Here is a 6888-nt window from a genome sequence, read left to right on the forward strand (position 1 = left end):
CCATGTATCTGATCCCGATCGTCTTCATCATACTGCTGATCAGCGGAACAGCCTTTGCCTATCTGATGGGGGCCGTTTCGGTGCTGACCTTCGTGGCCCTCGACAAGAGCCAGTTCCTGTCGATCCTGCCGCAGCGCATCTTTGCCCAGCTCGATGTCTTTGCCTTCATGGCGATGCCGCTGTTCATCCTGACCGCCGAGATCATGGGCCGCGCGGGCGTCACGCGCAGCCTGATCGATTTCGCCATGTCCATCGTCGGCCGCTTTCGTGGCGGGCTGGGGCATGTCAACATCCTAACCAGCGTGTTCTTTGCCGGCATTTCAGGTTCGGCCATCGCGGACAGCGCCGCCCTGTCCCGCACTTTCGTGCCCGAAATGAAGGCCCGCGGATACGACCCCTATTATGCAGGCGCGATCACCGCCGCCTCGTCGATGATTGGCCCGATCATTCCGCCCTCGATCATCATGATCATCTATGGCGGCCTGACCGGAGCTTCGGTTGCCGCCCTGTTCATCGCGGGCGTGGTGCCGGGCTTGCTACTTGCCGCGTCCCTGATGGCGCTGAATGCCATCATCGCGGCGGTCAAGGGACACCCGGGCGGGAGATCGGACGATCTGCCGCCGTTCCTGCCCAGCCTGCTCAACGCCGCTCCGGCGCTCTGCCTGCCTTTGGTGATTCTCGGGTCTCTGGTGTTTGGCCTGGCGACACCGACCGAAGGGTCGGCCATCGCGGTGCTAGTCGCGCTGATGGCGGGCCAGTTCTACAAGGGACTGACCCTGCGCATGATCTTCGACGCTGTCGAGGCGACGGCCAAGATGACCGGTACGATCTTCATCATCCTCGCGGCGATTTCGGTGCTGGGCTACCTGGCCGGGCAACTCGGGTGGTCCAGTGCTCTTGCGGATTGGGTCGGGTCCTTCGGGCTGACTGGCACAAAGTACCTGTTCTTCCTTGTTGCGATCTTCCTGATTGCAGGCATGTTCATGGACACGCCGGTGGCCCTGACGCTGCTCATTCCGCTCTTCGCGCCGCAGGCTCTGGAGCAAGGTATCAGCCCAATCCAGCTTGGCATCGTGCTGTGCTTCAACCTCTGTGTCGGGCTGATCACGCCGCCGCTGGGCAAATGCCTGGTGGTCGTCTCGGCCCTCACAAACCTCAACTACTGGCGGCTGGCCTATGCCGCGCTGCCCTTCATCGTCGTTCAGGTGCTGCTGCTGATGGCGCTGGTCTACTGGCCGGCTCTCTCACTCACACTGCCGCGCCTGCTCGGTTTTTCAGTGAACTAGACCTACAACGGAGGAGAAAATCATGAAACTCAAGGCACTCTCACTGGCGGCATTGCTGGCCATGTCCACCGCGGTCAGCGCGGAAGTCAAGATCGCGCTGGACAGCGCGCCGGATCTTGAAACCAGCGGATCTTACAATTGGGCGCATGCCTTCGGCGCAGCGCTGACCGAGGCCGGGATGGAAGTCCGCGAACTTCCGCGCGGCGCGGTCGGCAACGAGTCCGAGAAGTTCGACCAGGTATCGACCGGGCTGCTCGAGGTGTCGCTGTCGGACGTACGCGCCATCGCGCAGGTCGATCCGTTCATCTATGGCGTCCGTCTGCCCTACATCTTCGACGATGTTGAACACATGGACCGCGTCCTGGACGCAGGCAAGGTCTTTGACCGCGTCAACGAAAAGCTGGCCGATCAGGATGTCGTCGTGCTGGCGCTGGCGCCGCTAGGCCCGCTTTCGGGCATCATCACCACCGACGCGGTTGTCCGCTCACCGGCCGACATGTCCGACCTGCGGATGCGCGCACTCGATGATGCGCAGATCGCCATGTACCAAGCCTGGGGGTCCAGCGGCACTATCGTGCCTTGGGGCGAAGTGCCGGCAGGTCTGCAAACCGGCGTAATCGACGGCTACCTGAACTCGCCCTTCGTGCCAGTGATGTTCGGGCAGACCGACTTCGTCAAGAACTTCTCGGATGCCGGTGTGATCATCCCGATGCGCGCCGTCCTCGCCTCCAAGGATTGGTATGACGGGTTGTCAGAGGCCGACCGGGCCGCCGTGGACAGCGCAGTCGAAACGGCGGATTCGGCAGCGCGCGCATGGCTGGCAGAAGCCTCCGAGCGAGGTCTCGTCGCTCTGGAGGAAAAAGGCGTGACCGTACAACGCCTGAGCGCGGAAGAACGCGCGGTGTTCCGTGAGGCCTCCAAGCCGGTCTACGATTCCGGCCTGATGCCTTCAGAAGATGTGAAAATCTGGACCGAACTGTCCGACGCCAACCGCTGACCCGCAATTGCCGGGCCTTTGACGAGGCCCGGCTCCTTCGGCAGGATATTACACATGCGCAACGCCATCATCGCCGCAAGCAACCGCGTTCATCTCGTCGCGCGCGGGGCCGCCGTTTTCGCCGTTTGCCTCATGTTCTTGACCGTGGTGTTGCAGATCATTGCCCGCTACGTGTTTTCCGCGCCGCCCGTCTGGACCGAGGACGTCGCCCGCTATGCCATGGTGTGGACCGGGCTGCTAGGAGCCACTTTGTCGTTCAAGACGCGCGCCGATGCGGTGCTGATGCAAAGCGTCGCGCCTGAGCGGCCTCACCTGCTGGGCCATCTTGCTGAAGCGGTTCAAAGCGCGGCGGTTCTGATCTTTGTCCTGCCAGTGGTCTATTTCTGCTTCATCGGCCTGAAAGGTGGCTTTGCCAAAGGCTACCTCGCGCGCCAAGCCGGCTTGACCGCCGACACGCTCGGCATTCCGATGGTCTGGATCTCCATGTCGGTGCCGATTGCCATGATCATCATACTCTTGCACCTGGCTGCGCGTTGGGCCGGAGAGGACCAGATCGACACCGCAGACACGCAGCTGGACTGAGATCGGCCCACGTCAAGCAAGCCGGAACCACACCAGTAGACCATTTTTCAAAGAGACCTTCCATGACCACGGACCCGACCGCTCAAGCCATCTCCGAACTGAAAAACCTGTTGGGCGAGCGCCTCTCAACCGGCGAGTCGATCCGGGAAATGCATGGCCGGGACGAGGCCTATTCAGCGCCCGCATTGCCGGATGCGGTCGCTTTTCCTGAAACCACCGAAGAAGTCTCCGGGATCATGAAGATCTGTTCGCGCCACGCGGTTCCGGCTGTCCCTTTCGGCATCGGCACGTCGCTCGAAGGCCACGTGATCCCGATTCACGGCGGGATCAGTGTGGACACCAGCCGCATGAATAGGATCCTCGAAATCCATGAAAGCGATTTGGACGCCGTCGTGCAGCCCGGCGTCTCGCGGACCCAACTCAACGATGAGCTGCGCGCAACGGGCCTGATGTTCACGGTCGATCCCGGCGCGGATGCGACATTGGGGGGAATGGCTGCCACCCGAGCTTCGGGGACCAATACCGTGCGCTACGGCACCATGCGCGAGAACGTCCTGTCGCTCGAGGTCGTGCTGCCCGATGGCACGATCATCGAAACCGGCTCTCGATCACGAAAATCCTCGGCCGGGTATGACCTGACACACCTCTTCGTTGGTTCAGAAGGCACGCTCGGCATCATCACCAGGCTGACGGTGCGCCTGTTCGGCCAGCCTGACACCATCCTGGCCGCGACATGTTCTTTCGAGACCGTCGATTACGCCGTGAACGCGGTGATCATGGCCATTCAGATGGGCATACCGATGGCGCGGATCGAATTGCTGGACGAGGTCCAGATGAAAGGTATGAACATCTTCAACCCCGATTTGAGCCTGCCCGAAAAACCGCACCTGTTTCTGGAATTTCACGGGTCTGACACCGGCGTGAAAGAGCAGGTGGAGATGTTCGAAAGCGTCGGGGAGGAGTTCGGCGTGTCCGGCCTTCAGTGGGCCACAAATGCCGAAGATCGCAACCGGCTGTGGACTGCACGTCACAACGCCTACTACGCCGGAAAATCTCTGCGCAAAAGCTGCGAGGGTTTGATCACCGACTGCTGTGTGCCGATTTCGGCCCTGTCCGAGTGCATCTCGCAGTCTAAGAAAATGGCCGCGGAGTCCGGCATGATCGCCCCGATTGTCGGTCATGTCGGCGACGGCAATTTCCACCTCATGATCCTGGTGGACCCGAACGACCCCGACGAACTGACGCGGGCCAAGTCACTGGCCTCGGAGGTCAACAAGCTCGCTCTGTCCTTTGGCGGGACCGTTACCGGCGAGCATGGCGTGGGCATTGGCAAGAAGCGCTACATGGAGGAAGAACACGGCGCCGCCTACGCGATCATGGCGACATTGAAGCGCGCGATTGATCCGAAAAACATCATGAATCCCGGCAAGACAGTTGAAGTTCATTTATAGCCCCTGTTTCAACGAATGAACGAGGCTCGTTGAAACAGGGGAAAAAGGCCACTGACCGCTGACGCGATGCATTTCTTGAGGGAAGCGTTTAGTGTTTTCACAACTCGGTTACATCGGATGACCAAAGCTACAGCAACCATTTGATGCGATTTCATCCATTTTGGAACGACTGCTTCGGCGAAACTGCAACGCAGCGAAATGCTGCTGGATCAAGAGCCGTTTGGGGCCGTCAACGGTGAAGAGAGTTTACGGCTGCGGTTAGATGCTGCGCGGCCCCCGATGGCGGCGAAGAGCCCAAACTGCAAGGTTTCTGCCGCGCGGCTAATGTCGGCTCTGCGGAACCTCCAGCATTTCCTCATGAACCCCGGTCGCGCCCCACCGAACGATTTCGGAGAGGATCGGCAGAAGAGCCTTGCCGCGCGGTGCGAGCGAGTATTCGACCTTCTTGGGCACGACCGGATACTCTTTGCGGTCGAGCAGGCCCAATTCGGTCATGTCCTTCAGTTCTCGGCTCAGGATGCGCGGCGTGATTGGCTTGCCGAGGCCCCCCTTGACCAGCGATCGCCCAATCTCGCCGAAGCGCAGCGGACCACGATGCAGCACGCAGAGAATGTGCAGCTTGTATCGGCCACCCACGATCTTGTTGAACGCAATGGCGGGGCAAAGCGTGATATGGCTCATGTCGAGGCCGGTCAGAAGGGAAACGCCCGGTCCCCGGTGAGTGTCGTCATCCAGCGCCATGAAAAATCTCCATACTATCGTTTTTGTCCGTATTTACGAAAACGTACTACCCCATGTAGCCTGTAATCAATGGCAAAGAGGAGAACTACGATGACAAACACCGATACATTCGATAGCCAAGGCGAGGTGACCGCAACAACGGACCCGAAGACCGGCGAGGTTGAAGCATCTGCTGTTTTCGGCACGACGCCTGAACGCCTGTTCCGGGCGCTTTCGACCAAGGAAATCTGTAACTGGTGGGTCCGGCCTGGAGTGTTCAACACAGAAGAATGGAGCGGCGATGTTCGGGAAGGTGGCCGTTGGGCCGCTGCGGGGATCGGCGGCGGACAGGCCTACCAACTCGAAGGTGAGTTCATCACTGTCGAGGAACCGCACAAGCTCGCACACACTTGGAAACCTGTCGGCGCACCCTTCAAGCCTGCGACACTGACCTACGATTTGAAGCCGCAAGCGGACGGTGTTCAACTGACCCTGCGCCATAGCGGCCTGCCGAACGAGGACGTGTGCGAGAAAACTCGCGCCGGATGGGAAACCAGCCTTATGCGGCTTCAGGATATCATCGCAGCCGAAAAGGGCTGAACCCAGCATGGCCTACGATGAAGAGGTTGCCGCCCGCGTTCGAAACGCTTTGTCGGACTTGGGCGATTTGCGGGAGCAGAAGATGATGGGGGCGCTGTGTTTCATGGTCGGCGATCATATGTGCTGCGGTGTCACCGGTGATGCGCTCATGGTCCGGGTCGGGCGTGACGACTATGAAGTTGCGCTGACCAAGGATTATGTGCGCCCGATGGAGATGGCCGGTGGGCGCAGACCGCGCGGGTTTGTACTTGTCGATCCGCCCGGCATTGAAACCGAGGAAGCTCTGGCTCGCTGGATCGGGCGCAGTCGGGATTTCGTGTCCACATTGCCAGCAAAGTAGCGGGTTCGCTGATCTGATTTTGAAGGAGCGGTCATTCAATTTTGAGAGGCGAAAGCCTGCTTCGTCCCGCGATGTGTCTATCCGCTGGAGCTAAGGTTCTGCATCCACAGCGAATGTCTCCTCTGACGGGCCGCGCGGCAGCATACAGGAGCCAAGGTGAAGGTCCGCTCTGGGCCGTAACCGCGGCATCGACCATGATACCGCCTTTTTGTATCTCATTCCGAACACGCCCGAAGCAAGTGCGTTCGCGATGCTGATACTATTTCATCGGCCTTCCGCAAGCCTACTTGCAGAAAGAAATGAATAATGCAAGTATTCCTGCAAAGAGGATTGAAACTTGCATGTCACTTATCGAAAAGATCTCTGACCAGGCGCCGAGCCTAACACCAAGCGAACGCCGGCTTGTCGAGACGGTGATCGAAAGTCCGGCGGTGGCAGCCCTCGGGACCGCCGGCGAATTGGCCAAGTCAGTTGGTGTTCATGAAGCGACTGCATCTCGACTGGCGAGAAAGCTAGGCTACGACAGCTATGCCTCCTTCCGGGACGCGCTGCGCGAGGAATTCATTGCCACCCGCGAAACCGCCACACGGTTCGAAAAAACAATGGCAGGAAGTTCGTCGGACACGATCCTCGGCAAGCTGATGCAGGACGAAGCAAGAGCGCTGGAGCGGATCGAGGAATTCATCAGTCCCGAGCAGATCACGACAGTTGCGGATCTGCTCATGAGCGCACGCCGCATCTTTGTCTATGGCTACGGCAATGCCGAGGTTCTCGCACTGATGATGGTCAAGCGGTTCCGCCGGTTCGGTCGCGATGTCCACCAGCTAGAGACCGATCCGCGCGGCATGGCAGAGCAGATGCTGGGGCTGGTTCAGGGGGATGTCATTCTGAGTTTCGCCTTTCGTCGCGCCC

8 protein-coding genes are annotated in these 6888 nt (G+C 59.9%); 7 read left to right on the forward strand and 1 reads right to left on the reverse strand.

Annotated features, from left to right (window positions below):
* Window positions 1–2: 2 nt before the first annotated feature.
* The 4 genes from BUA42_RS18950 to BUA42_RS18965 all read left to right on the forward strand — a co-directional run bounded on the left by BUA42_RS18950 (window position 3) and on the right by BUA42_RS18965 (window position 4316).
* A complete protein-coding gene (locus BUA42_RS18950) occupies window positions 3–1286 on the forward strand; it encodes a TRAP transporter large permease (RefSeq protein WP_072779906.1) in 1284 nt (427 codons plus the stop codon).
* Between the two features lie 22 nt (window positions 1287–1308).
* Entirely contained in the window at window positions 1309–2283 is a 975-nt protein-coding gene (locus tag BUA42_RS18955) for a TRAP transporter substrate-binding protein (RefSeq protein ID WP_072779907.1), read from the forward strand.
* 54 nt (window positions 2284–2337) lie between these two features.
* Window positions 2338–2865 carry a TRAP transporter small permease gene (locus tag BUA42_RS18960; protein WP_072779908.1) on the forward strand — a complete coding sequence of 176 codons (528 nt, stop codon included), beginning with the start codon at window positions 2338–2340 and terminating at the stop codon, window positions 2863–2865.
* 62 nt (window positions 2866–2927) lie between these two features.
* On the forward strand, window positions 2928–4316 hold the full coding sequence (locus BUA42_RS18965; protein ID WP_072779909.1) for an FAD-binding oxidoreductase: 1389 nt from the start codon (window positions 2928–2930) through the stop codon (window positions 4314–4316).
* A 321-nt stretch (window positions 4317–4637) separates the two neighbouring features.
* Here BUA42_RS18965 and BUA42_RS18970 read toward each other — a convergent pair whose 3' ends face one another.
* Window positions 4638–5057 (reverse strand): winged helix-turn-helix transcriptional regulator, encoded by a 420-nt coding sequence (locus BUA42_RS18970; protein WP_218588650.1) that lies wholly within the window; start codon window positions 5055–5057, stop codon window positions 4638–4640.
* A gap of 90 nt (window positions 5058–5147) precedes the next feature.
* Between BUA42_RS18970 and BUA42_RS18975 the strand changes: the two genes are divergently transcribed.
* From BUA42_RS18975 to BUA42_RS18985, 3 genes are all read left to right on the forward strand, one after another.
* Window positions 5148–5636, forward strand: a complete 489-nt coding sequence (locus BUA42_RS18975) for an SRPBCC family protein (protein ID WP_072779910.1) — start codon at window positions 5148–5150, stop codon at window positions 5634–5636.
* 7 nt (window positions 5637–5643) lie between these two features.
* Window positions 5644–5976: a TfoX/Sxy family protein gene (locus tag BUA42_RS18980; protein ID WP_072779911.1), complete on the forward strand. Its 333-nt coding sequence runs from the start codon at window positions 5644–5646 to the stop codon at window positions 5974–5976.
* 341 nt (window positions 5977–6317) lie between these two features.
* Window positions 6318–6888: MurR/RpiR family transcriptional regulator (locus tag BUA42_RS18985; RefSeq protein ID WP_072779912.1), on the forward strand; the 571-nt coding region annotated here is incomplete at its 3' end.

Source organism: Marivita hallyeonensis (assembly GCF_900129875.1).
Taxonomy (GTDB): domain Bacteria; phylum Pseudomonadota; class Alphaproteobacteria; order Rhodobacterales; family Rhodobacteraceae; genus Marivita; species Marivita hallyeonensis.

Bases quoted from the DNA above. Each gene is read 5' to 3' on its own strand.
- BUA42_RS18950 (WP_072779906.1), top strand. From the start codon at position 3: ATGTATCTGATCCCGATCGTCTTCATCATACTGCTGATCAGCGGAACA.
- BUA42_RS18955 (WP_072779907.1), top strand. From the start codon at position 1,309: ATGAAACTCAAGGCACTCTCACTGGCGGCATTGCTGGCCATGTCCACC.
- BUA42_RS18960 (WP_072779908.1), top strand. From the start codon at position 2,338: ATGCGCAACGCCATCATCGCCGCAAGCAACCGCGTTCATCTCGTCGCG.
- BUA42_RS18965 (WP_072779909.1), top strand. From the start codon at position 2,928: ATGACCACGGACCCGACCGCTCAAGCCATCTCCGAACTGAAAAACCTG.
- BUA42_RS18970 (WP_218588650.1), bottom strand. From the start codon at position 5,057: ATGGCGCTGGATGACGACACTCACCGGGGACCGGGCGTTTCCCTTCTG.
- BUA42_RS18975 (WP_072779910.1), top strand. From the start codon at position 5,148: ATGACAAACACCGATACATTCGATAGCCAAGGCGAGGTGACCGCAACA.
- BUA42_RS18980 (WP_072779911.1), top strand. From the start codon at position 5,644: ATGGCCTACGATGAAGAGGTTGCCGCCCGCGTTCGAAACGCTTTGTCG.